Raw genomic sequence first — 26509 nt, 5'->3', positions numbered from 1 at the left:
AACTTCTCCGGCATCAATAAAACTAAAAGCATGTAAATGAATAAAGTTAAAAAAACAATTCCAGTTAAAAACAACATAAAAATTCTCTTTGTTATAAGTAAATTCGAAGAAAATTATATAAATTTTTGACATAAAATTACGATATTGAAATTTTCAAAAAATATAAAAAAAACATAAAAATTTAATTTTTTTATCTTTGAGTTATTGTTCGGAAGCTTTTTAAGTACTTAATGTATTTTAGATAAAGAAATATATTTGATTTAATAAATTTTAGAGTATGACATGCTTTAAAAAAGCTATTTATTGACGATGTGTTTTATGTTCAGTGATCCCCTTATTATAAAAAAATATCAAATAAGAGGTTTCGGATAGATGAGTTTAAAACTGAAGTGTTTATTAATTATTTGTGTGTATGAAAATTTTTTCTGTAGTTTTTAGCTTTTAAATATTTCTTTTTTGTATAGTCATATGCATACTTACCTAAGTGAATTCCAGTAATACCATCTTTGTAACCACCTTTTATGAGATACCACTTTACAAATGCACCAACTGGGTTAAATATAATTTTTAGATTATTTGATTTTTTCCCTTTACGAATTAATTCTTTGGCATCCATATCAGAGTAATGTTCAACTTTATTTTTTAATATTTTCTTGGTTTCAAATGTAAAATGACTTAATTTACCCTTCACAATAGATTGTGATAAATAACCACTCGGGCTTGCATGGTTTAGTGCAGAGTTTTTGAATGAGCAAAACTTTCTATTATAAAGTTTAATCGGATGATCTGGAGAGCAAATAGGGTATATAGCACGAACATCTTTTTGTAATACATTCCAGTACCTAGCAATTCTATAGGCATGGTGTTCAAAGCCTGATTTTTTTATATTTCTTATAGATTCAACTAATTGATCACAAGGTAATTCATCGGAATCAAGAAAAAGAATCATGTCAAATTTACAATTTTTTTCTGCAAACATTCTTTGTTGTTTAAAGTTTTCAAACTTATTAAATATAAAACGGGTGTTTTTGTATCTTTCAACGATTTGTTGTGTCGAATCAGAGCTACCACTGTCAACAATTAAGATCTCATCAACAACATTTTTTAATTTATCTAAAATTTTTGATAAGTATTGTTCGCTATTATATGTCAAAATATACAAAGATATCTCATTCATATTGCTTTTCCTTGCTGCAATAAAAAATCTGAACCTAAAAATTGAGTAAATAATACAATCTTTTCAATAAAAGTTAAATATTTTCCATGACACAAAGTAATATAAAGTTAATAAATCTAAAAAATTTACTTATTTAAAAATAATAAACTAAAAACAAATATATTATAGGATTAATCATTGCCTTTGAGTTATTTGACGGTTATTACATCTTAAAAAATTCAAGGATTTTTCTACAAATTTGGTACCAAAATTTGTTAATTTTGTCTAACAGAATACCTAATATAGATGAATGTAATACCTCCATAGTTGATATTGATTCTTATTTTCATTAAGGTGTTGATTACCATTAAGAAATCACATAAATATAAAATGAAAAATACTTTTATCAAATTTTTTATAACTGGAATACTATTTTTTTTTAGTATTTCAGTATTTGCCACCAATTATCCTGTTACATTAAAAGATGTATCTGGAAGAACTGTCACTATTGACCATAAGCCTAAAAACATTGCCTTAGCTTATAGTAGAGGTTTTCCGATATTAGAAATATTATATGGTAATGAAGCCGGAAAACATGTTGTTGCATGGGGAGGCGATATGAAAGCGGGCACGCCAGGTCAATATGATTATTTTATTAAAAAATATCCAAATTTAAAAAACATTCCTGAGTTAGGATATATAAATTCAGGCGGATTTAATACTGAAAAATTTATTGAAATGAAAAATAAACCTGATATTTTGATTGTTGATCAAACTCTGGTAAAAACAGGAGAAGAGACAGGCATATTTGATGTATTACAAAAAGCAGGAATTCCTGTAATCAGTTACGATTTTTACTCTAACCCTGTTAAAAACACTGTAAAATCAATTGAAACCATTGGGATAGCGTTAGATAGAGAAAAAGAAGCAGAAGCCTTCAAAAAAATTTATGATACCCATTTAAAAAACATTTTAACAAAGATAAAAAAACACGGAAAAGAATCTAATAAAAAAACAGTTTTTATTGAACGAGCTGCTGGAATTGGTAACAGTTCATTGAGAACTTATGGAGATGCTGATATGGGTACATTTATACCTTTGTTGTCCGCTCAAAATGTCATGACAAATTCTCACGTTGGTAACAACTTTATTACTACTTTACCAGAAACTGTTATTAGCTTGCAGCCTGATATTTATATTATGCAAACCAGTTCATGGAAAGATGAAAAAGGGCATTCACGTGGGCAAGGTGTCCCTCTAGGTTATCCACCAGTCAATATGAAGGATGTAAAAAAAGAACAAGCTACATTATTAAATAGAACGTGGTTTAATGCAATCAATGCAAAAAACACAAATAACGTTCATTCTATTTGGATGAATTTGCATAACTCACCTTATAATATTATTGCTATAGAGTATTTTGCAAAATGGATTTATCCCAATTTGTTTAAATCATTAGACCCGAATAAAACCTTTCAAGATATAAATTCAATAAGTCATAATACAATGATAGGAAATCCATTATTTGTTGTATAAATTAAACAAAGAAAAGTTAAAAATAATTATTTTTAACTTTTCTTTTATTTTTAATATTTATTCATCGTTTGTATGATCAGAAATATAAATCAATGCATTACAAAATTTTTTCTTATATTTGCCATTGCTATTTGGTGATTTTCTATCATCATTATCAAATAAACACACCTTACCAATGTCTTTATCACTTAATCGATCCATTGCGTTAACATCCTCTTGTGTCAAGACTCTCATCTCTTGTTCATCACAATTTGTATTACTCGGGTTCAGGTCTGTGAAGATAAATTCATATGGGTCACCAGCCCTAATTTGAGGCTCTATTATTGTTTGTGTTCCGTCTCTATCATCTTCATCAAAATGTGCAGTTATTGAAGTGTTTGGTATCATGAATGATCCATAAGATTTACCAGCAGCCTTTTGTGTATCATCTTGATCGATTTGTAGTGTAATTGTCCCAGTCCCTGTTCCTTCAACCACCAATATTATGGTTCGTTCTTCTACAAGATCATCAGGGCAATTATTTCTTACTTCCAATTTGGGTCGAATATCATTTGGCTCAGGTTCTGGATCAGGGTCTGGATTTGGGTCCGGATTTGGGTCTGGATTTGGGTCTGGATTTGGGTCCGGATTTGGGTCTGGATTTGGATCCGGATTTGGGTCTGGATTTGGATCTGGGTTAGGGTCTGGATTTGGATCTGGGTTAGGGTCTGGATTTGGATCTGGATTAGGGTCTGGGTTTGGAGCCGATTCTGTTTCTTGCTCTTTGTATGTATTACTATCACCATCACCCCCTCCGCATGCAGAAAGGGTTAAGGTAAAAAATAATATGATTAGTATTTTTATTGATTTTATTAACATTAAATCTTACCTAGTTAATATCAAACACATCTTTATTCTGCATAAAATATGCCAAGTTAATTTTTTAATATATCAATAAAATGTTTATAAAAATTCACATTTCTTATGTTATATTTGCAAAATGCAACGAAGCTTAGTTATCAAAAAATGTCAAAATGAATTTAAATAAAAGGATTTATTTATGAAAATTAGAAGAAAAAATATCCTGCATATCAGGAGAAGAAGAACTTGGTACTATGTAAGTAATAAAAAAAACATTCAAATAGATGATTCTCAACAAAATATTAAATTATTTTTAGAGGATGACGCATGGATTCGATTGTAAAAAGAAAGTCAATCCATTGAATGATTCCAACATTGATGTACAATATTGTCCATTTGATTTTGAGATAATTCTATGAATAAATTTAAGAAATATTATAAAAACAATCCATTCTATTTTATTTTTTTAGGTATTGTTTTTTTTAAATATTTTGTTGATACTTTTCAAAATGCTATCACAAGAGTTCGAACTTTAGATTCAGTGAATGTAACCACATCACTAAAATATCAGTTATTCATAGAAGTTGAAAATCATTTGTTTGGATTTATTTTTATAGCTTTCTCTCTATACTGGGTGGGCAGAGTTTTCAGCAATGAATCATGTTCATTTTTATACAAAGCTCGTTGTTTAATAACCGTAATTTTACTTTATTGTTGTTTTATTTATATAGCCGTTTCTACGACGGATATTGTATCTATATATCTTTTTCATCCGGAAATTATTGGAAAAGCTATCATTGCTCAGCATTCTTTTTTTTATATTTGGTTACAGGGACTTAAGATTATTTTTAATTGGAACGGTTTTTTTTATTACGTATTTATAAGTACAAGTCCAGCTTTGCATATAATCACATATGCATTTTTTGTATCTTTTTTAAAAAAAGAACAGTTAACAATCCTAACTCGAGGTTTTTTAGAGAAAGTTGGGAGGTATAATGCCAAACTTCAGGAAAAACAAGATAGTACAGATAATAATTCGAAAAAATCTATTTTACCGTGTGATGCACTAGATAGTAACACTGCTAAAGAGCCCGTTGATTTAATCGAAGTTTTTATAGCCAAAAAGTTAAATAAAGAGTTTTTTATATCGGTTAAAGATATCATCAGCATTCACTCTGATGGTAATTATGTTGAACTTATTACTTATGATGACTCTTTTTTAATTAGAGCCACTTTGAAAAATATCTTACCTCAACTTCCAGATTTTTATATGAAAATACATCGCTCTGCTTTAATAAATATAAATCAAGTAAATGATATCAAGATAGATAATGAGGATAGAAAAATGTATGCCATTATGAAAAATAATACAGAAATCTCTATTTCTAGAAGCAATCAGAAAGAGTTTAAAATGAAGTGGGCAAGAAACTAAGCTTAGTAATCAATAAAATAACTTATTTTTATTTGTTTTAGTTCATTTGAATAACTTATGCATCTTGATTTTTTTTTCAAAATTCATTTAGATTATCAAATATTATAAAATGTACCTGATAAAAATAAAAAGTGGTTTACACTTAAGATATTAGTAATCATAAATTTTTAATGTGAAAAAGAATTATAATTATATTTACTGGGTTAATGATCACCTTGCACTTTCAACGGTTTTGGCTTTTTTATATTCAATTTTCTTGTTGAATTATGTGTGTTTTTTATAATTTCAATTTCAACTTTCCAACCTGATCTTAATTTTTTCACTATTCCTGAATTGGTCTATAAATTTTTATTTGTACCAATATATTTTTACATCACATTAAAGACAATCTTATTTTTATTTAACAAAAATCATGATTATTTATTTTTTAAAATCTTTCTTATAATCTTTCTTTACCTATTTATATATCCATATATATATCATGTTTTTCTAAAATATGTTCTGGAAAGATCGTTTTTAACATATATAGAGTATTTAGTTGAAAGCTTTGTATCACTTCAAGTTATGAATAGTAGTATGTTTTTGATATTCATATTTTTTTATTTTATTTTAGGTAGATTGATTAAAAAAAATATAGAATTGCAAATTTTGTGGAAGTTACAGGTGATAAATCAAAAAGTAATAAACAAAACGAAAAATATTTTTCTGTAAATGCATTAAATCAGAATATAGTGGTCAAAGAAAATGAAATTATGAGAGTTGAATCTTCAGGTAATTACGTTCACCTTCATACAACGGAACATTTTTTTCCAATGCGACAAACATTAACTACATTACTCAAAGAACTATCTGGAAACTTTATTCAGATTAAAAGGGGAGTGGTTGTTAATTTAAAATATGTACTAGACTTGAATAACAATGAGATGGTATTAATCAATGAAGATAGATATACTGTTTCAGAAAAATATATTGATGAATTAAATTTAGCTTGGAAGAATTATGCTTAGATTTAATTCTTATAAATTGTATAAATTAATCTATAAGAGACAAAAAACTTTAGCATTTCTCTTTTATCTTTATACTTATCTCTCTTGGAATATACCGCCTATTTTACACCTCAAGTTTTGGGAAATAGATAATTTTTATCCTGAAATATTATGTCAACTTACAGCATTATTTTTTAATATAGTGAGTGCATTGATTATTATTAAAATTAGTGATTTAACCATAGAGCATAAAAGTTATAAAGCTGTCTTTAAATATATATTTTTTTAATGTTGAAAAGTTTGATTATTATCATAGCGACGGTACTGTTAATTAATGTAACCATTGAATATGTGTTGAAAATTAAACCTACATTTTATGCAAATACCTATTATATTGGCCCAATTGATACCGGTAACTTTAACTGGGCTAATCCAAATCGGTTTTGGATATCCTTTAAACAACATACTCAGTTAATACTGGTTTTATTTTTCTTAAGAAATTTATCCCTCTTATATTTAATTTTGCTGAAGATACTAATACAAATAAAAAACCAGAAGTGAATAATATATCTCATTCATATAAAAATGATATAAAATTTAAATTAAAGGAAACCAGTGAGCATCATGAAAATTTTTTTATTATTAAAGGACTATACAAAGACGAACTAGTTAAAAAGGAGGATATTATTTATATAAAAGCGGATGGAAATTACATTGACTTAGTCTCTTCTAAAAAGGAGTTTCCAATGAAAACTTCATTAAAAAAAATTCAATCTAGTTTGCCTAAATCTTTTGTTCGGGTGCACCGTTCATTTATTATTAATATTGATTTTTTTGATTTAAAGAACTTAAAAGATAATACAATTGTATCTTTAGAAAATCATGTCATTCCAACATCAAAACAATATCTAAGTCTTATGACTAACTGATTACCGATTGTTTATTTAGAACTAAAAATGAGCATAAAATTAATGCTCATTTACTAGATTAAAGACTATTCTAAAGAATTTTATTGGTCCATTTGTCCAGTTTTTAAATTTAATTTTATACCTGACTTTTCAATCAAATTTATTTTACAGTTATCAGTATTAGTTATTTTAGAGAAAGTGATAACAATAGTAGATTGATCGTCTCTATTAAAAGGGTTTCTATCATCGTGTTGGACATCATCTTCAAATGTAAAAGTATTATCTTTCTTAGTGAACGAAGGAGTATCTAACTTATGTTTTGGTGAAGAGTTGGTAACTGTTACTACTGGATTAGAAATTGTATCACCACAATTTGTAAATTGAATGCTCTCATTATCTACCAAGAAGTGGTTTAGTCTTCCTAACTCATTGAAGTTTTTGCCATTATCGATCAAATAATAGTCTTTAAAGTATATGGGTTGATATTTATTGAACTCATTATAAACTCTATCACTCGCAAAACCAGAGAAAGTTATGGTTACATTTGCTTGATCTTGTGCAATCGTTGTTCTATCTTTGGGAATATGATAGCCATCATTTTTTGTTCCATTATTTAAAATTGTCCAATATGCGTGGAGTGGAACCTGTGAATTATATTTGGGATCATTAGTTATAGTTCTATCTATTGGAACATAACAATCATTACCTATACAGTTAATCTTCTGTGTGAAATCTCTGACATCTGATTTATTAGCACCAATGGTTGATATAAATTGGCTTTTTAATGAGTCTGTATCAATGGAAGAATGTGTTTTTGTTAAAGTTAGGCCATTGTCACTAGAAAAAGGTAAGGGTAAATTGTCACCATAATAAATCGGATTTTTAACTGTCTTATCTGGAAAAGAAAATTGCACTTTCTCAGGTTTTGGAGCAGGTTTTGAATCAGAGCCAGATGAACTACCGCCACATGCTGTTAGTAGTATTAGACTTGAAAAAGAGGCTGTTATTAATTTTTTTTCATGTTGCTTCCTAAAAATTTTTGTATTTAAAATTCTGCTCAAATTTAACAATACTTTTTGTGTAAGAAAACAATTTTGTTACGAGCTAGCGAAAAGTAAGATTTTAGGTGATAAACGGGCTATATAGGGATAAAAAATGATTTTTAGGGATTAAAATTAGGAGCTAATTTGTAAAATATTTTACTTATAAATCAATATATTAAAAAAGAATCAACCGAATGGATTAATATAATAAATATTAATCCATTATTTGTTTTATTCTGTAACTGTTTCAAGCTCTTTATGGGTTATTGCGTTTGTTGAACTTTTATAATCGCAAACAGTTTGTGATTGAGTTCCAAGTCCTTCAATTCCAAGTTCAATTTTGTCTCCACTATTTAGATAATGAGGAGGTGTTTGTCCTAATCCAACACCGGGAGGTGTTCCTGTTGTGATCACATCACCAGGTTGAAGACTCATAAACTGACTAAGATAACTGACAATGTAAGCGGGTTTAAATACCATCGTGTTTGAATTTCCATTTTGGAATGTTTTACCATTAACTTTTAGCCACATTTTAAGGTTTAAAACATCTTTGACTTCATCTTTAGTGACAAGCCATGGTCCAATAGGTCCAAAAGTATCACATCCTTTACCTTTATCCCACTGAGAACCTTTTTCCAATTGAAAAGTTCTTTCTGAGACATCGTTACAGACACAGTAACCAGCAATATGATCTTCTGCATCTACTTCATCAACATATTTTGCTTCTTTTCCAATAATAATTGCTAACTCAACTTCCCAGTCTAATTTATCACTATTTTTAGGCTTGATAATATTGTCATTAGGACCACTGATTGCACTAGTTGCTTTTGTGAAAATTTCTGGCTCTTTGGGTAAAGCCATGCCAGATTCCTTAGCATGATCACTATAATTTAAGCCAACACATAAAAATTTACCGACATTGCCAACACAAGGCCCTATTCTGGTATTTTCATCGACTTCGGGCAGGGTGTTTGGATCAATTGTTTGAAGTTTATTTAATACTTCTGTAGAAAGCGCATCACCATTAACATCTGTAATGTAAGCAGAAAGATCTCTAATCGTTCCATCTTTGTCTATTAAACCTGGTTTTTCTTGTCCTTTAGGACCAAATCTTAGTAATTTCATGTTTATTCCTTAGTTATTTAATTTAATGAAGCCGCCGTCTACCGGAAAGTCAGTACCTGTCATAAAAGCTGCATTTTCTGAAAATAAGTAATTGACCATTGAGGCAACTTCTTTTGGTGTTCCCATTCTTTTAATTGGTTGGGATTTGGATAATTTTTCGAACATTTCATTTTGATTGTTTGGATAATTATTTTTTATAAAATTATCAACAAAAGGTGTATGAACTCTTGCAGGAGAAACACTATTACAACGAATCCCAAAATCAATATAATCCCTAGCAATAGAGTAGGTCATACTTAATACAGCGCCTTTAGTCATTGAATAAGCAAATCGATCCTGTATACCAACACTTGCAGCTATAGAAGCTAAATTAACGATAACTCCTTCGTTATTAGCTTTCATAAAAGGTATCACAGCCTGAGAACAATGAAAAGCACCCTTAATGTTCACTTGATACAATTTATCCATATCATTGGAAGTTGTTGATTCAATATTCCCAATATGAGCGATTCCAGCATTATTGACCAAACCAAACAATTGAAACGCTTCACCTATATTTTTGATAGCTTGATTAACTTCATCAAAATTAGTCACATCGACTTTGAGAGGATAAGCTTTTCCCCCTTTAGATTCAATGAGAGATGCTGTTTCATAAGCTGAATCAAGGCACATATCCAGTACTTGAACTGTAAAATTATTATTGGCTAAAATTTCACAGATGGAGCGACCAATTCCACTTCCTCCACCTGTTACGATAATACTTTTCATCTATTTTCCTTATGTTTTCATTTTATTGATAGTCAAGCTCTACTTGTTTTCTGGGCAAAGGAGCTGTTTCAGAAATAATGCCTTTTGTGACTAATTTACTCCATAACTCTGATGGTATGTCTTGGTTTAGAAGTGCTAGAGTATCTTCGACTCTTGAAGATTTAGCTAAACCGGGTATCACAGAGGCAACATTTTCATTTGCTAGAACAAACTGAAGTGCGACAGCAGGAAGAGAAACACTATATTCAAGACAAATATTTTCAATGACCCTAACTTTTTCAATAATAGACTGAGGTGCTTTTTCATAATTATAAATAGGGCATTTATAATTGTTAACACCTGTGGCTAAAATTCCAGTGTTGTATGCACCACCAATGACTACTGATGTTTTAAGCTCTTTACATTTTGGAAAAAAATGATTCAAAGACTCTTGCTCTAAAAGAGTATACCTGCTTGCAAGAAGAATCACATCAAGTTGAAAGTCATCTAACATTTTATTACAGATTTCAGTTTCATTGACGCCTATTCCAATGGCTTTGATGGAACCATCCTTTTTTAATTCTTCTAAAGCACGAAACCCACCATTTTTTAATTGTGCATAATAATGATTATTCATATCTTGGTGAGTAAATTCCCCAATATCATGAATATACATAATATCAATGTGCGACGTACCAAGTCTTTGAAGACTATCTTCAAAAGATCTCATAATCCCATGATAGGAGTAGTCAAAAATTTCATCGAAGGGCATAGGTGATTGAAATCCATGTCTCAATGTATTTGGTTCTATATTTCTTATTGGTTTGAGAATTCTACCGACTTTACTTGAGATAATTAACTTTTCCCGATCGTGGATTCTAAGACTATCTCCTAATCTTCTTTCACTTAATCCATGACCATATCTAGGGGCTGTATCAAAGTAGTTAATACCCAGTTCAACTGACTTCTGAACAGCTTGATTGGCTTGCTCATTTGATATGGAACGAAATAAGTTACCAATTGATGCTCCGCCAAATCCAATATTACTAATTTTAATAGAGGTTTGACCGACTAAATTTTTTTGTAGTCCATAATTACGCATTCTTTATTCCTTACTATATCTCTACAAGATGTTGGCGTAAGTTGTGAATATTTTCACAGCCTAATTGAGCCATTACTTGCTCTAATTGAGTTTTTAATAAATTAATAGTGTGATAGGCTCCTTTTTCTCCCAGCGCCGATACACCATACACAAAAGAGCGACCGAGGAAAGTAAATTCTGCACCCAATGCAAGCGCGCTGGCAATGTTTGAGCCACTTCTTAAACCACTATCCATCATAATTTTTATTTGGTTGCCGTATTTTTCTGAAATGTTTTTTAAGGGTTTGATAGGGCTTTCTCCAACATCAAGCTGTCTACCACCATGATTAGAAATAATGACTCCATCTGCACCTAGTTCAATAGCTTTTTGTACATCCCTTTGATTAATCAAACCTTTAATAACTAGAGGTCCTTGCCACATGTCTCTTATTGGCTTTAAACCGTCCAAATCGACACTTCCCATAACTGTTTTGTTCATGAAGTCAGCAAGCTCGTTTGACGACATTCCTTCTGGCATGTAGGGAAGTAAAGTCTTCAACTCTGGTTTACCGCTCTTAGACATGTTATAAAGCCAGTTTGGACTTTTAATCATCTGAAAAATGTTAGTAGGAGACATTTTAGGAGGCATAGATAAACCATTTTTAATATCCCTAGGACGATAACCAAAGGTAGGAACATCCACAGTAACTACTAAGACCGGGTATTCAGCTTCTTTAATACGCCTAAGTAGATCTATTCTTATATCTTCTTTTGAGGGATTATACAGTTGAAACCATGCATTACCCTCAGATATTTCTGCTATTTTCTCCAGACTAGCCGAAGAAACAGTGCTTAAAATATATGGAATATTTTTTTCTTTTGCAGCTTTTGCTAGAATTTCAGGTGCTTTTGGCCACATTAAACCTTGTAAACCAATTGGGGCAACGCCAAATGGAGCTGAATATTTTTTGCCAAATAAGTCAACTTCTATGCTAGATGATTTTGTAGGTTTTAAAAATTCACTTCTAAGTTCAACGTTCTCTATGTCTCTGATATTTTTTTTGACACTAATTTCGTCAATACAACCGCCCACGAGATAATCATAGGCAAATTTTGGTATTTTTTTTCGAGCTTTTGTCTGCAAATCCGAAATATTTGGAAATTTGTTGTTATAGTAATCAATCATAATACACTTCACTTCAATCTTTTTTGCCATTCAGAGCCATTTGGATAAGAGTATTGTTCGATTGATTGATCAAACATTTTTATACTATATCCTGGTTTAGATGGGGCAACATAACTTCCATTTTCTATTTGGCAAGGATCTTCAAAGTGTTCATGTAGATGATCAACAAACTCTATTACTCTGTCTTCAAGGCTTGCTGATATTTGAACATAATCAATCATGGATAAGTGTTGAACGTATTCACATAATCCAACACCGCCCGCATGAGGACATACTGGTTTATTGAACTTGGCCGCCATTAAATAAACAGCTAATATTTCATTAATACTTGCAAGTCGACATGAATCTATTTGAACGATATCTAGGGAGTCATTTTCAATAAATTGCTTAAAAATAATTCTATTTTGACAGTGCTCTCCAGTTGCAACTTTCACTGTACCTATCTTTTCTTTAATTTTTCTATGTCCCAAAATATCATCAGGAGATGTAGGCTCTTCTATAAACCATGGCTTTGAGGGTGCTAATTCATTTACCCAGTCTATAGCTTCTTGAACTTCCCAGATTTGATTAGCATCGATCATGAGCTTAACATCATCACCGATAACTTCTCTTGCAATTTTACATCGTCTAATATCGTCAGCTATATCTTGGCCAACTTTTAATTTAATATGTTGAAAGCCCTCATCAACTGCATGTTTAGCTAATCTTCTTAATTTGTCATCGCTGTAGCCTAACCAACCAGCGGATGTTGTGTAAGAGGGATAGCCTTTATTTTTTAGAAAATTGATTCGTTGTTGTTTATCTTTTTGATTCGCCTTAACCATTTGTAAAGCTTCTTCTTTAGAAAGCACATCACTTAAATAACGAAAGTCGATGCAGTTAATAAACTGCTCAGGCTCCATTTCAGATAATAACAACCAGATAGGTTTATTTTCAGTTCTTGCCCACATATCCCAAACTGCATTCATAATTGCACCCATAGCCATATGAATCACCCCTTTTTCTGGGCCTAGCCATCTTAACTGACTGTCGGATCGCAACTTGTCGTAAAAGGAATTTATATTTTCTTTTATGTCATTAAAGTCCTCTCCGATTACCAAATGTTTCATTGATTCAATAGCTTGACAACACACATCATTTCCACGACCAATTGTAAAAATAAGTCCGTAACCTTGGTTGTTTTGTTCAGTTTTTAATTCTATATATGCCGCAGAGTAGTCAGGATCTTTATTGATTGCATCTGAACCATCCAAGTTCTCAGAGGTTGGAAATCGAACATCATATGTTTTTAAGTCAGTTATTTTATTAGAATTCATGTTTAATCCGTTATTTATATATGAAATTTAATTTTATATATAAAAAATTATCAAAGGAGTGTCAAAACATTTATAAGAAAGTTTGATGTTTATCAAATTAGTGTATATATGGATAGAAATTGTGATAAATAACTTGAAAGTTAACTCAAAATAATATAAAAATTTTTTTTGAACCGTTATCTGGTGTACTATTTTAAGGTTATGATGGAGATATTACTTTGGTACAGGCGAACCTAAATAAAAAGAAAACAAATTATTCTGCTCCGGCTCTTGAAAAAGGACTGGATATTATTGAACTATTATCCTCGGAACCAGATGGGCTTAGGGCAAATGAAATTGCAGAGCGTTTAAAAAAAACTTACAGTGAATTGTTTCGAATGTTAGTTGTACTTGAGCAAAGATCATTTATTGAGTGTGTTTCAGATACAGATAAATTTAAATTGTCTATAAAGTTTTTTTCCTTAGCCAATAGATTTACACCTCTTAAAAAACTTCATAATGTCTCAACTCCAACTTTAAGAGAACTGGCCTTTGAAATAGAACAATCCTGTCATATTGTTGCTTTTTACTCTGGCGAGGGGCACGTGGTGGTTCAACAAGATCCTATTTCGGACCGTATTTTTAGTGTTAGATTAGGTTCCACTGTATCTATGTTAGATACATGCTCTGGAAAAATTATTCTGTCAAACGCATCTGACATACAAAAAAGTGGGATGTTAAAACTAATGAAAGATAAATATTCCTCAGACTTAATAAATCAATGTTTAACCTCAATCAAATCTTTAAAAAAACATTCTTTATTAAAACTACCGAGTAAGCAAGTTCATGGCGTTTGTGATATCGGATATCCAGTTTTTGATTCTTCAGGTGAAATTTTAGCGGCACTTGTGGTTCCATTTATGGAATTTTTAGATGGTTCAAATAGACTTAATCTTGATTTAGCAAGTGATTATGTTCGAAAAGCCGCAGAAAAAATTTCTTATGATTTTGGTTATGAGAAATGATAAAGCCCACCTAAGTGGGCTTTGATTCTTTTACTTCATCCATAAAGTCTTTTCGTCCTGAAAATCCATATTGAATATAAACATTCGTTCTCGTCCAGAGCTCGTCCAAGTCCTTAATACTTAATAATCCTTATCAAGTCTTAACTAATCCTTTAGTCGTGTCCTATATCATCCATATGCTTATATAATAGATAATTATTAAACGTTTTAATATTGATATTGATCACAATAATTAAACAATGATTACAGTCTAATTATATATCATTGATTTTAATGTATTTTTTTTAAAAATTAAAGAATATAACATCTCTTTTTATAGCTAATGTCTTACAAATATATTGCCTTTAATCTGAACATTAGTAGAAGTTCTCTTAAATATGCGAACTCCATAAAATGATTAAACAATTTTTTTTACAAAAAAAACCTAGCAAAGCTAGGTTAATACAAAGGAAAAAAATGAAACATTATAAATTTAGACAATAATATCTTCTTCTAAAGTATGAGTATTATATTTTGTGAATGCAATCATACTAAACACTTCTAACTGATTCATGATAAGGTGTACCAATTTTAGTTAGAGCAAATTGCCACGTATTTAACACTCTTGACCGGAAACTTCCGGCACAGCTTAATAAGTAAAATTTCCACATCCGATAAAAACGTTCATCATAATGGTCGGATATAATTTTCCAGTTTTTGTGAAAGTTATTGTACCAAGCCATGAGTGTTTTATCATAATTTGGGCCAATATTATGAAGATCTTCTACAATAAATTTTTTTTCCATTGAGCATCCTAATTGTGAAAGGGAAGGTATCACTCCATTAGGAAAAATGTATTTTTTAATCCAGGGATCAGTTTCTTGTACTGATGCAAAACCACCTATGGTATGAAGTAAAAAAACGCCATCATCTTTCATAAGTTTGTGTGCACATGTAAAGAAATCATGATAATTTTTAGGACCAACATGCTCTAACATCCCGATGGATACTATTCGATCATATTGTTTATTTGGATTAAACTCTCTGTAATCATTTAAAATAAAGTTGATGGGCAGATCTTTGCATCTAGCTTCGCCTAGATTTTTTTGCTCTTTAGATAATGTTAAACCATCACATTGAACTTGATAGTTTTCAGATGCAAATTTCATGAAAGAACCCCATCCACATCCTATATCTAAAACCTTCATACCTGGCTTTAAATTAAGTTTTTTACAGACTAAATTTAATTTGTTTTCTTGTGCTTGATCTAAGTCCTCCGCATTTTTCCAATAAGCACAGGTATAAGTCATATGTTTGTCTAACATATTTTCAAAAAGAAGGTTACCTTTGTCATAATGAAAGGATACATCTCTTTTTGCTTTTGATATTTTTTGAGGATTTATAATTTGTTGCACTTTTTTTAGTACAAGAGAGAGCTTTTCTTGTCCTGAAAGTTTTTCAGGAATATTAGCAACCATTGCTTTATTTATCATTTCATCAAGTTGGTCACAATCCCAAAGTCCATCCATATATGTTTCACCTATTCCTAATGAACCAAAACGCAAGATATGGTCATAGACTTCTTCATTATGGACAGTTATATCCCAGGGTCTGCTCCCATTTATTTTTATGTCTGCTTTTAATAAGAGATTTTCAATTATATCTTTACTATTCATTAAATTCCTCTTTATAAATTAACTTACTGATATTTTTATTTTGAATAAATGTTTAAAAAAGTTTACATCAAGATACTAATAAAATTTTTGTAAATAGATTCTTGGAAACAAATAAAAAAAATTATGTAACATGATCTTTATTTATAATAAGTTAAGATTAAATTCAATTAGCAATCAGGTATTCGACAAATTAAACATCAAAAGTTGGATCAATATTAAATATTCAAGTCAAATTGTAATTTTTTTTTTTCTTAAACTGTTTTATTTTCTTATTGAATAATTATCAGAACTCTTTCCTTAATTTCAATTTTACCTTTAAATTTATGCAAGAAATATTGCTGAATTTTGAGTATATAAAAGCAATTTTATAATACTTATTTACGATTATATTGATCGAACAAGTCTTGTATCAAAGGATTTTTCCAGGATACACAGTCATTTAATCCAATGGCCATTACGGCAGGAATCAATGCATTAATTCCTTCAAGTAAACTGATTTTTTGGATTTCATCTAATGTATTAGATTCTAAAACTTGTATGTTTTGGATCAGTGCAGCTATTGTACCTTTACGTACTTTTATGTTGTTTATAGTTATTTCATTTTGGGCGTCTGCTAAAACATCCGAAGGTTTAATCACTTTATTCGTCATAATATTTTTATCCTTTAAGTTAATACTATAAATATCATAAATCATTACATTGATTTTGTATTATTAGGAACGGACACATGATTGTTTGAATCAGACATGATAATCAAAAAAATATATTATCTTATAGAATTAATTTATTAAATCTACGAAAACTAACTTGTATATGGTTAGTTGCTCTTGAATTTATTAAAAAAAACAGTATGTTATTATAAAAAACACATAAGGTTTCAAAAATTAAGTACTTGTCCATGATATAATTTTTTCTAAATTTGAGTATTTTAAAATCATTTGTACATGAACAAATAGCTCAATATTTTTTAATACTAATTTAATTCGAATAAAACAACCTTAGTGCTCATATGATAGCTAATTTTCATTATTGCTTTCCTTGTATTTTTTTAACGTGTTCTCATTATTGAGCGGACAAAGGCTGGTCTTGAGCCTGCAAGGGTAAGAGGCAGAAAAAGTGGGCGCAAATTTGCTTTGACGAAATCTCAAATTAAATTAGCGCAGGCAGCAATGGAAAAAAAGGCGAGGAAACAAGCAAAGTAGTTATTAAATTATTAAACTTCGAACAAGGAGAATTTCATGATTTACAATGAATTATGTTTAAGGGCACGACTATTTAAGAATACAGCATTTGCTTATCTAGCATTAAGCGGAATTATTGCTACCATTGGAAATGGTCTTGTATATATTACAACTTCATGGTATGCATATGATTATTTTCAGTCTATAAGCGGTGTAGCTTTGCTTATGTTTTGCATATGGGCTCCTAGCATATTATTTGGACCACTCTTTGGTGTTTGTGCCGACAGATATAACCGAAAGACAATACTAATAATGTCTAATATGGTAAGAGGTATATCAATATGCACCTTTGTGTTGTTTGAGCTCTCTAATTTACACAGCAATATTTTCTTGCTTGCGGCAATTTTGGGTGTTTTTGTCTCATTTTACATGCCGGCAGCCATTCCTATCATAACTACCATTGTGAAAAAAGATGAGTTACCAAAGGCTAATGCAACAATAGACATGCTCTATGAGGTTGGTACAATCATTGGTATGGGCATTAGTGGCGCCTTAATTTATTATTTAGGGAGTCTTTGGACTTTGTTTATTGGAGGTGTTCTATTTATTTTGTCTGGATATTTTAATGTGATAATGAAATATCAACATAAAAAGCAGACTTGTACTCAAAAAGCATTGTCATTTATTCAGGAATATATAGAGTCTATAAGATATGTCTATAATAAAAATGGGCTAATAACTATTTATCTGGTTCAAACTTTTATAATGATATTATTAATGACCATTCCCATATTATTGGTGCCTTATATAAATCAAGTTTTAAATGAAAGTAGTAAGATATTTGCTTTATTTGAAGCCATTTATTCTTTGGGGGTATTTATTGGTTGTTTCTTTTCCCCAATTCTGTGTGATCAGATTAAGTTCAGGAAAACCATTGCTTTATTGTTGTTTATAATGTCTATTGGTTTGTTATGTATTGCTGTAAATCTTGGATTAGTTATTAACTTAATGGCATATTTCATTATTGGATTTTGCTTATCCAGTTGGGCTTTAGCTATAGCACAAGCACAAACTCATACAGACATTAATTACCAAGGAAGAGTTCAATCAACTTTCAATAGCTTATCAGGTGTTGGTATTCTGATATTATACCTGTTTGTTACATTTGAAGGATCTAGCATTAATATTCAGGTCTTGTATTTTTTGGAAGCAAGCATTGCATTGGTCGGTTTTTTAATTGTTATTTTAACAGGAAACACCCATACATCTTAATACATAACTAGAATTGAACTCCAAGATTTCAATCATAACTATAATAATAGTAGTAGATTTAGTTCAGGAAAATTTCTAATTTAAAAACTGAGAGCTAGATTATACGGGGGATGAGGTAAAAGACGTGTACATAAGTACACTCATAATTAAAAATGATTAAGATAATTTTGTAATAAAAATTAAGTTATAGACTTTTTCTTATTAGTGATGGTAAATAACAAAGCTATTAATTAAGACTGTATTACCTTTTGTTAAATATAATTAAATGTACATCTTAATTGTAAATCTAATTCATAAATTTTTACCCACCATAAACGATTGAATAGGTTTTTGAAGATGTAACTGTGTTTTATTGACATAGAGTATTAATGTAACTGCGCATCATGTAACATAAATATGAACTTATGTGCAGCTACATATTAGACAGGGTAGTTTTAAATTAAAATTAGTTCTCTAACTAAATGATAACTTGGATAATCTGAAATTAAATTATACTATTTCTCAACTCGTCAATACTGACATCGTTTGATAGGTTATTTAATTCGGTTTTCACAAATTCCTCAAGATTATGAGGCTCGATATTATTACTTTTAATTTTATCTCTCAGAGTTTGTAATTTCTTTAAGTCAATATTCTGGCATGTGTTAATGACATTTGAAATAATTTTAGCTGAGATAATAGAATCTATTAGAATATCTGGAGTCTTTAAAATAGAAGTCTCAGAAACTTTATTAAATTGTTTAACTAAATCAAGAGTTAGTTGAAGTTCTATATCTTTATGATCCATAAATTAATTCTCTTTGAAAAAAATTAATCTTAACATAATTAATATAATTTTGATAACTCCACATTATTGTTGTGTTAAGCATCTTACTCTACAATTTAATTTCTGGAAAACATCTTATTGATGGATAGTTTGAATAAAGCAATGGAAAAGATTAAAGATTTGGAGCGAGATAATCAAAAGCTTAAATAAGAATTACATATGTTAAGAAGAGATAATATTCATTCGATTAATTAACTTCCATAAAAGAACCCTCAACAATGTGAGGGCTTCAAAAAATGAATATAAATAAACAAGGAAAAATGAAAAAAATTCTAACACTTATATAGAGTCTTACTTTTCAAAATAGTTCAAATTAATTTTAAATAAAATTAATTTAGTTGAAGACAAAAAAATAAGAATAGAAGTTTCAATAAAAAGGGAATGCTCAAGAGTGTTTTAGATTAAAATAAACCCACAATGTTCAAACATTGCAGGTACAATTTGGTTTTTTTTAAGATATTATTGAGCTAAATTAACTTAAATTAATTACTGTGTCTTAACACCATAATTGAAGTCATTTTCTCCTAATTTTCCATTACCATTTTCATCTCCATCGTTAAGGTTATAAAATTGATTAGGGCAATTATTTTTGTAACCTGAGCATACTTTCCTATATGTTAGAGAGCTATTTGTTGATAAAACTTTATACTTTAAACCAGTCAAATCTATATATAGCCATTTAGATAACCAATTATCATGAGCTTGATCAATAATTTCATACGGTGGAACATCTTGAACAAAATTATAATGATGATCCCTTAATTCACTTTCAGGGATAACATTAGAGGTAACATTCTCAAATTTGATCCCTTCAAAAAGCGTTGTAGGCATTGAAGACTCCTCTTGGTCTAAAGAAACAAATCGATAAATATTGTTTAAATCCTCATAATCCATGTATGCAGTATTTTTGGATGGTACATTATCATCCCCAAGTCTTTCAACTGTAACATTTTTAACCAGAATATCTGTATAATGATTTTTGTAATCACCCCATTTAGAATGAATATCATTGATTATTTTTGAATCTACATATGGTTTTTCATTATGTTTAGTTAGTTCAGGCCCTGGGCTGAAATATTGGTCTCCATCATTACCCCATCGCGTACCAATAACAGACATTCTTCTATTCCAGGGGTCAAGATTTTGAACTTCATCATTTTGAAATTGCTCAATTCTAGGAATGATAATATTTTGAACTAAAACATGATTTAAACCACGGTTATTACCATATTGACCCAACATTATTGCGCTTCCAGAGTTCCCTTGAAGAACAGTAGAGTTTTCAAAAATTTGATCATTTGCCATAGGCTTTATAGAATCATCACCTGCAACAATATATAATTCTCCAGCATAAGAATGATCCGCTGTAATTGCAGGACCATCTGCTCTTTCACTAAAATTTATGTTTTTAAAATCATATAGTTTTACTGGTTGATTAATTTCTTTTGACATATCATTAAATGCTTGTGTAGAGACAAACTCCCAATCATTTGGTATATAAGTATCATTAATACTATTTATAGAGTTTAATTCGACGTTTCCTGTTTTTCTTAAATCCCCAAATGATACAGTGATACCACTTACATCAATACTATATTTTCTGGTTACAGGTGTTGTTTTTGTTGCAAAGGCTAGTGTCCCTGCTTGAACTTTCCATTCTGCCTCTTTCGCTACATCCCATGGAGTATCGCAAGTATTCCAAAAATCACCTTCCATATCCTCCCATTTCTTATCATCATAAGTCTTAGTCCCAGTCGTATCACTGTATCTGATGGCTTGAGCAAAGTTACAAGGTCCTGAACTCAAATAAAATCTATTATATTTTTCATCATCATGCGCGACATATCCATTTGATTTCCTCGGCATGGAGTCAATAGAGCCTTTTGGACCGTTGCCCTCAAGAACACCGAAACCATCTACCGTAATTGGAGCTGAAGTTGGTTCAATAGTTGTTCCTTTTTGATTTCTGTATACCGTCTCATTTTTTTTGGTGGAATAATTTATTTGTTTCCAATTTAATTTCCAAAAACATTGACTCTCAACTTGATTAAAGTAATCGTTATATGCATGATATGCTTTATCGTTACCTTCATCTTTTACTCTGCTGTTCTGAAAAAGTGTAGAAATAGGTGTTTGATTGCTATGTGTAAGTTGATCGAGTGCTGTTTGACAATCCTTAAGGTCATCTTTAGTTTGATAGCGTTGATCAAATTCTAATTTTGTTCTGCCGTTATTAATAGGAAAGTTTTCTATAACAGTATTGGCTTTAATTCTAATTTTAAAGTTATTGCCTCTATTTTCTAAAAGATGAGTGAAAGGACCGACATAACGAATGCCTCCTTCTGTGGTTTCCCAGTGAGGAATTTCAACACCTTCACATCCAGAACTAAACACACCTTGTGTGTTTTGGATCTTAATCTTATAATTATTATCAACTAAATCTTGTTTAACTGGTTGTTTACCAGATGTAGTGGTTGTTTGAATGGTAAATCTATCACCATAATCTGGATTAATGCCATTAATTACTGTGTGGGCACGAATTCGATTACCACCAATTACACATGTATTTGGATCATCAGAATCTTCGGTATCAAAATAGTTAGTAGGTTTAATGGTCACAAAAACTGATAAGACATCCGTTGAATCATAATTGTCAGAAGATGATGGAACACATTTATCATCATAATTCTCATCGTTAAACGGAACCATAGTTAAATGAAGCGTATCTTTATCTTTATGACCAGGTCGATTTTTATTGGTTAAAGTATTGTATGGTAATTGAGAAAGATCAATAGCTCCTTGTACAATAGGAGTGGTCAAAACTGCTCCAGCGTGTGAATCATCACCCTCACTGAATACTTTCATACATTTATAGGTGTAGTGATCAATTGGTTGTAGCTTCATGTGATCATCTGGGTTATGCCATGTATCTCTATAATCTTTTCCTTCCCAGTGATTAACCGGAGAATCATAAACATTAGTGTCTGAATAGAGTTTCAATTTATTGAGCTTAACATCTGAGTTAGATAAAATAACAAACTGGTATAATTCTTGAGTAGTAAAACCACCATCTAGGGTTTGTTTATAATCATTATCTTTCCATTTGGCATGATCAAATGCATTATTGCCTTGATGGGCTGATGCTCGATAAAAGTTTGAGAAATATTGAACATCTTGGTCCAACACAAAACCAATTTTAAATATATTTTTTGAGTTTCCTACATGTTCTTTTGTTCTATTATCTAAACCTATGTTAAACGAATTATCAATCCATATTTCATTGTCCTTTGACCAGTTGCTTTCTGTATCAATATGATTTGCATAAGTATTTATGCTGATCCCAAAGATCATTACACTAAGCAAATTTTTAGTTAATGTATATTTTTTCATCTTTATCCCTAATAATAAAATGACTTCTAGTATTTAAATTTTGAACTTTCTTGTAATTTTTATGATTAACAGAATAACAACAACAAATTTTTTATAAAAGGGCAAAAGTCTGGACAAAAGTCCGGACAAAAGTCTGGACAAAAGGTCTAAGTTACTTGAAATCATTCAGAAAATGTTAAATCTTATTGATGAATTGATGAATTGATGAATTGATGAATTGATGAATTGATGAATTGATGAATTGATGAATTGATGAATTGATGAATTGATGAATTGTTGAATTGTTGAATTGTTGAATTGTTGAATTGTTGAATTGTTGAATTGTTGAATTGTTGAATTGTTGAATTGTTGAATTGTTGAATTGTTGAATTGTTGAATTGTTGAATTGTTGAATTGTTGAATTGTTGAATTGTTGAATCGTTGAATCGTTGAATCGTTGAATCATCAAAGTATTTAAATACAAATAATTGTGAGGAATACATAAAGAGGGGAAACGAAAAAAATATAACCTTATTTATGTTGATAGTATAATGAGAGCAAATACTAATACATATTAAATTAACCACATAAAATTTGTAAAATGACAGGGTATTTTAGGTTGTTTAATATTCTGGAAAATGGTACTTTAAATATTAGTTTTTACAGAAAATTAGTGAATTTTACTATTTTTCTAGAAAAGTTCTCAAAGCCTTTTCAAATATACATTTCTAGTTTTATTAAAGTGCTTAATGTGGTGGTATTTTGAATACAGATGAAGCTTATATTAATCACTATAACTAACAGAAATTGGGTAGCATTAAGTTTTAATTCGATGTAATAGATATGGCTAATTATTGTTTGTATTAATAATTGTAAAATGGTTTAAATATTCCCGAAGAGTTCACTTCATGCCAATCTTTAAAATGATAGGTTGCATCTTGATTGTTAGGTATGTGAGATAAAAAAGTAATTTGTGCAACATTCATCCTTGCATGGAAAGCACTAGTCATTCCTGCGATAGAATCTTCGAAAACCAATATATCTTGAGGGAAAAGATTCATGTTTTTAGCAGCAGTTTGGTATGGCTCAGGGTGGGGCTTTGAATGGGTGACCTCGTCAGCAGTAATGAAAATTTCAGGTATGGGTAAACTTAAAGCTTCAAATATTTTGAGAGCATGATTTTTTCTTGCCATAGTCACGACTCCCCACTTTGAAGGTATCAATTTTTCTAAAAATAATTTCGCGCCAGGTATTTCAGCATAGCTATGATCTGAATTTTGTTCAATTTCAAGTAAGAGTTCATATTCATTTTGGACATTTAAATGCGGAGCTACAGATTGGATCACTTCATTTACAGAAAGACCATGAATATTTTTTAAAATATGACTAGGTTCAATATCATGTAATGCAGCCCATTTTATCCAAGTTTGCTCTATCGATGAACTTGAATTAACTAGAGTTCCATCCATATCAAATAAAAGTGCTTGTATGTCCATGTTCATAACTTTGAGAAATAAGATTATATAATTTTAATTTATAGCATATCTAAAACGACTTGCACACATACCTTATCTTATAAAATATGTGTGCTCATCTTTATTACAATGATTTTTTTAAAAATTCCTCAAATTATATTGTTTTAAACTTAAAATTTATACTACGAAGTTTGTATATAATTATAAATCATTGCAGCTTCTAACCAGTGAACTTCTGTTGTTGGATGCCCTAAACCATAATCAAAAAATTGACCATGGGTATTATTTTTTATTTGATCGAGTGCATCATTTTTTAAATACCACAAACCAGAACCTGGTTTACCGCTATAAAAATCAACCATGTTCAGAAATGATTGTGTGTTTTTGGGGTTAAAATGAATTTGAGTTCCTGTCACGACGTTATTAAAACTTTGCTTGTCATTACTAAAAGCATTTTTATAAAGATTGATAAAATCGTTCACATAAGTAATATTATTATCCCCATTATCATGTAAAACATAGATCTTTTGTTGTAACTGTTGATTATATTGATTTTCTGCATTTAAAATCATGTCTGATAGATATTGGATATTACTCGATTTTTGTGCCACACCAAAATTTTCATGAACTTGACATAAATTCTCTAAAAATGGGTTGGTTTTGATTAAATTTTCTGGAACAGCCTGACTGTGACAAAAAATATTAATTAAGTTACCTGTTACAATTTTTTTACGTTATTAGGGTTAAATGGAGGTATGCCAATAACTAAAATTTGATTATTAGAGTCATGACTTCTGATGCTCTCAATATTTTTTATTTGATCGTATGCTGCCATTTTTGCTTTCAAATTAACAAATTCAATGAGTGGCTCTAAAATGACTTTCCCAGGTTCTGCTGAATCCTTTAAGTTATTTATTAATTTTGGTAAATGATAGAGATAGATAGATTTTATAGCATTTCGAGATGTATCGGTTGCTAAGGTAGATAAAAAGTCATTACTGCCACCATATAAAACAAAGACTTTCTTGTCTAAATTTTGATTGTTTTGTAAAGTTGAGAAATAGTCATCAATCTGATCGTCAGGCATTGAAGAGTTGTCGTTGTTAAAGACTTGGCAGTCATTTTTCCAATATCTTTGAATGTCTAAAAAGTTAATATACTTAAAATCATGTGCCCAAATGAGAGAGTTTTTTAAAGGTTGTTCATAATGAGAGGGCCCGATCGGTTTGGCAAGATAATTTTTATAATCATCAGAACCATTACTTTTACAGCTTGTGGTGGCAGAGCCTTGAGCATAATTTGTACCATTTAAAACATACGATGATAAATTGGTATCCTCGCTTCCCTTAGAGTTATTATGTATGATTTCTTCTTTCCCATCAGCACTACTGTTTAGACTGAGCATATTTTTGTTATTAGCCTTAATAGGCATACCTAAAAATTCACCTAAATATTCAGGCCAGACTGCATGGCCATAAGTGGTGTATTTTGAGGTAATTGTCTGACTATATACTTTATTTTTGGAATCTGGATTAATATTGTTATAGTTAATTAGTTTATCTCTGACTCCGCCATCACTCAAACTATCACCAAAAATAATTACATCGGGAGCTTCCTTTGTATGAATCGCATCTTGAATGAATAAATTTGGAATGGATAAGTTTTCATTTTTTGGAGATACGTTAATGTTAAAATTTTTATTGAAATCATCTGAAGATCGAGGTTCAAATTGAATGGAGTATAATAAATGATTAACTTTTGGTTGATTTGAAGGGATAAGAGTTAACTTTGTATTATCATCCTTAAATTCTCTACAAGTGATTTTAAATATATTTTGATTATGTTCTTCTTTGTAGTTTTGTTCTTGTATTGATAAATTAAAATCTTTGCAACCATAATTAGAAACATTATTTTCTATTTTGATTGATAACTCTTTTACAGATCCAATATGAGTATTCGAATCAACTTTTGAGTTTTGTACTTTCCCAAACATAATGGAGTTTAATTTTGGGTTGGAGGAAGTTTTAAATTGCGTATAAGTTGCTAGTGTATAATTACCTTGATTTTGGTCTAATGCTTGGTGCATTTGAGGTGTTAAACTATCTAGAGACAACTGAATATTATTATGGGAAATAGGCTCTACATCAGCAGTAGGGTGATTAAAATTGTTCGCGTAAGCTGGTATTTGTAAGAGCATACATGTGGAAAGTGACCATTTAATTATATTATTTTTCATTTTTATTTGAATTCCTTTTTAAATTTCAAAACAATAGTACACAAATATAAAACACTGTTCAATAAGTTTTTAAACTTAGATTAATATTTATATAATTTTCTGAATGGCTAAGACAAAAGCATTCTTTACAAAGAG

The 26509-nt window shown here is 30.1% G+C and carries 23 protein-coding genes; 7 read left to right on the top strand and 16 right to left on the bottom strand.

What is annotated here, in order from left to right:
- Positions 1-400 precede the first annotated feature (400 nt).
- Entirely contained in the window at positions 401-1177 is a 777-nt protein-coding gene (locus CF386_RS09480) for a glycosyltransferase family 2 protein (RefSeq protein WP_089074198.1), read from the bottom strand.
- A gap of 369 nt (positions 1178-1546) precedes the next feature.
- Between CF386_RS09480 and CF386_RS09475 the strand changes: the two genes are divergently transcribed.
- Entirely contained in the window at positions 1547-2692 is a 1146-nt protein-coding gene (locus CF386_RS09475) for an ABC transporter substrate-binding protein (protein ID WP_089074197.1), read from the top strand.
- Positions 2693-2749: 57 nt separating this feature from the next.
- Here the strand turns inward: CF386_RS09475 and CF386_RS12710 are convergent, their stop codons facing one another.
- Complete coding sequence (locus tag CF386_RS12710) at positions 2750-3550, bottom strand: hypothetical protein (protein WP_145955047.1); 801 nt, start codon at positions 3548-3550, stop codon at positions 2750-2752.
- 181 nt (positions 3551-3731) lie between these two features.
- Here CF386_RS12710 and CF386_RS12705 point away from each other — a divergent pair, with 181 nt between their 5' ends.
- The 4 genes from CF386_RS12705 to CF386_RS09445 all read left to right on the top strand — a co-directional run bounded on the left by CF386_RS12705 (position 3732) and on the right by CF386_RS09445 (position 6879).
- The gene (locus tag CF386_RS12705; protein WP_145955046.1) at positions 3732-3875 is read left to right on the top strand and encodes an outer membrane protein assembly factor BamE; all 144 of its coding nucleotides are present in this window, start codon (positions 3732-3734) and stop codon (positions 3873-3875) included.
- Between the two features lie 72 nt (positions 3876-3947).
- Entirely contained in the window at positions 3948-4964 is a 1017-nt protein-coding gene (locus tag CF386_RS09460; protein ID WP_089074195.1) for a LytR/AlgR family response regulator transcription factor, read from the top strand.
- A gap of 650 nt (positions 4965-5614) precedes the next feature.
- Entirely contained in the window at positions 5615-5971 is a 357-nt protein-coding gene (locus CF386_RS09455; RefSeq protein WP_089074194.1) for a LytR/AlgR family response regulator transcription factor, read from the top strand.
- A gap of 536 nt (positions 5972-6507) precedes the next feature.
- Positions 6508-6879, top strand: a complete 372-nt coding sequence (locus CF386_RS09445; protein WP_158522373.1) for a LytR/AlgR family response regulator transcription factor — start codon at positions 6508-6510, stop codon at positions 6877-6879.
- An 80-nt stretch (positions 6880-6959) separates the two neighbouring features.
- Here the strand turns inward: CF386_RS09445 and CF386_RS09440 are convergent, their stop codons facing one another.
- The 6 genes from CF386_RS09440 to CF386_RS09415 form a co-directional block, all read right to left on the bottom strand.
- A complete protein-coding gene (locus CF386_RS09440; RefSeq protein WP_089074191.1) occupies positions 6960-7919 on the bottom strand; it encodes a hypothetical protein in 960 nt (319 codons plus the stop codon).
- Positions 7920-8132: 213 nt separating this feature from the next.
- A complete protein-coding gene (locus tag CF386_RS09435; RefSeq protein WP_089074190.1) occupies positions 8133-9026 on the bottom strand; it encodes a fumarylacetoacetate hydrolase family protein in 894 nt (297 codons plus the stop codon).
- 9 nt (positions 9027-9035) lie between these two features.
- Entirely contained in the window at positions 9036-9794 is a 759-nt protein-coding gene (locus CF386_RS09430; protein ID WP_089074189.1) for an SDR family NAD(P)-dependent oxidoreductase, read from the bottom strand.
- A gap of 22 nt (positions 9795-9816) precedes the next feature.
- A complete protein-coding gene (locus CF386_RS09425) occupies positions 9817-10875 on the bottom strand; it encodes an aldo/keto reductase (protein ID WP_089074188.1) in 1059 nt (352 codons plus the stop codon).
- Positions 10876-10888: 13 nt separating this feature from the next.
- The gene (locus CF386_RS09420) at positions 10889-12040 is read right to left on the bottom strand and encodes an alpha-hydroxy acid oxidase (protein ID WP_089074782.1); all 1152 of its coding nucleotides are present in this window, start codon (positions 12038-12040) and stop codon (positions 10889-10891) included.
- Positions 12041-12048: 8 nt separating this feature from the next.
- Entirely contained in the window at positions 12049-13356 is a 1308-nt protein-coding gene (locus tag CF386_RS09415; RefSeq protein WP_089074187.1) for an L-fuconate dehydratase, read from the bottom strand.
- A gap of 218 nt (positions 13357-13574) precedes the next feature.
- Between CF386_RS09415 and CF386_RS09410 the strand changes: the two genes are divergently transcribed.
- A complete protein-coding gene (locus CF386_RS09410) occupies positions 13575-14360 on the top strand; it encodes an IclR family transcriptional regulator (RefSeq protein ID WP_145955045.1) in 786 nt (261 codons plus the stop codon).
- A 530-nt stretch (positions 14361-14890) separates the two neighbouring features.
- Here the strand turns inward: CF386_RS09410 and cfa are convergent.
- A complete protein-coding gene (gene cfa / locus CF386_RS09405) occupies positions 14891-16015 on the bottom strand; it encodes a cyclopropane fatty acyl phospholipid synthase (protein WP_089074185.1) in 1125 nt (374 codons plus the stop codon).
- Positions 16016-16389: 374 nt separating this feature from the next.
- A complete protein-coding gene (locus CF386_RS09400; protein WP_089074184.1) occupies positions 16390-16665 on the bottom strand; it encodes a hypothetical protein in 276 nt (91 codons plus the stop codon).
- A gap of 588 nt (positions 16666-17253) precedes the next feature.
- Between CF386_RS09400 and CF386_RS09395 the strand changes: the two genes are divergently transcribed.
- On the top strand, positions 17254-18468 hold the full coding sequence (locus CF386_RS09395) for an MFS transporter (protein WP_089074183.1): 1215 nt from the start codon (positions 17254-17256) through the stop codon (positions 18466-18468).
- A 484-nt stretch (positions 18469-18952) separates the two neighbouring features.
- Here the strand turns inward: CF386_RS09395 and CF386_RS09390 are convergent, their stop codons facing one another.
- The 6 genes from CF386_RS09390 to CF386_RS09370 all read right to left on the bottom strand — a co-directional run bounded on the left by CF386_RS09390 (position 18953) and on the right by CF386_RS09370 (position 26374).
- Entirely contained in the window at positions 18953-19255 is a 303-nt protein-coding gene (locus CF386_RS09390) for a hypothetical protein (RefSeq protein WP_089074182.1), read from the bottom strand.
- 525 nt (positions 19256-19780) lie between these two features.
- On the bottom strand, positions 19781-22684 hold the full coding sequence (locus CF386_RS09385) for a hypothetical protein (protein ID WP_089074181.1): 2904 nt from the start codon (positions 22682-22684) through the stop codon (positions 19781-19783).
- Positions 22685-22866: 182 nt separating this feature from the next.
- Entirely contained in the window at positions 22867-23166 is a 300-nt protein-coding gene (locus CF386_RS12700) for a hypothetical protein (RefSeq protein ID WP_145955044.1), read from the bottom strand.
- 360 nt (positions 23167-23526) lie between these two features.
- Positions 23527-24159 carry an HAD-IA family hydrolase gene (locus tag CF386_RS09380; protein ID WP_158522372.1) on the bottom strand — a complete coding sequence of 211 codons (633 nt, stop codon included), beginning with the start codon at positions 24157-24159 and terminating at the stop codon, positions 23527-23529.
- A 161-nt stretch (positions 24160-24320) separates the two neighbouring features.
- The gene (locus CF386_RS09375) at positions 24321-24749 is read right to left on the bottom strand and encodes a hypothetical protein (RefSeq protein ID WP_089074179.1); all 429 of its coding nucleotides are present in this window, start codon (positions 24747-24749) and stop codon (positions 24321-24323) included.
- Positions 24750-24856: 107 nt separating this feature from the next.
- Entirely contained in the window at positions 24857-26374 is a 1518-nt protein-coding gene (locus CF386_RS09370) for an SGNH/GDSL hydrolase family protein (RefSeq protein ID WP_089074178.1), read from the bottom strand.
- Positions 26375-26509 lie beyond the last annotated feature (135 nt).

This window comes from Paraphotobacterium marinum (assembly GCF_002216855.1).
Lineage (GTDB): Bacteria > Pseudomonadota > Gammaproteobacteria > Enterobacterales > Vibrionaceae > Paraphotobacterium > Paraphotobacterium marinum.
Note: the sequence above shows the minus strand (reverse complement) of the source record. Positions and strands in the feature narration are given on the sequence as shown.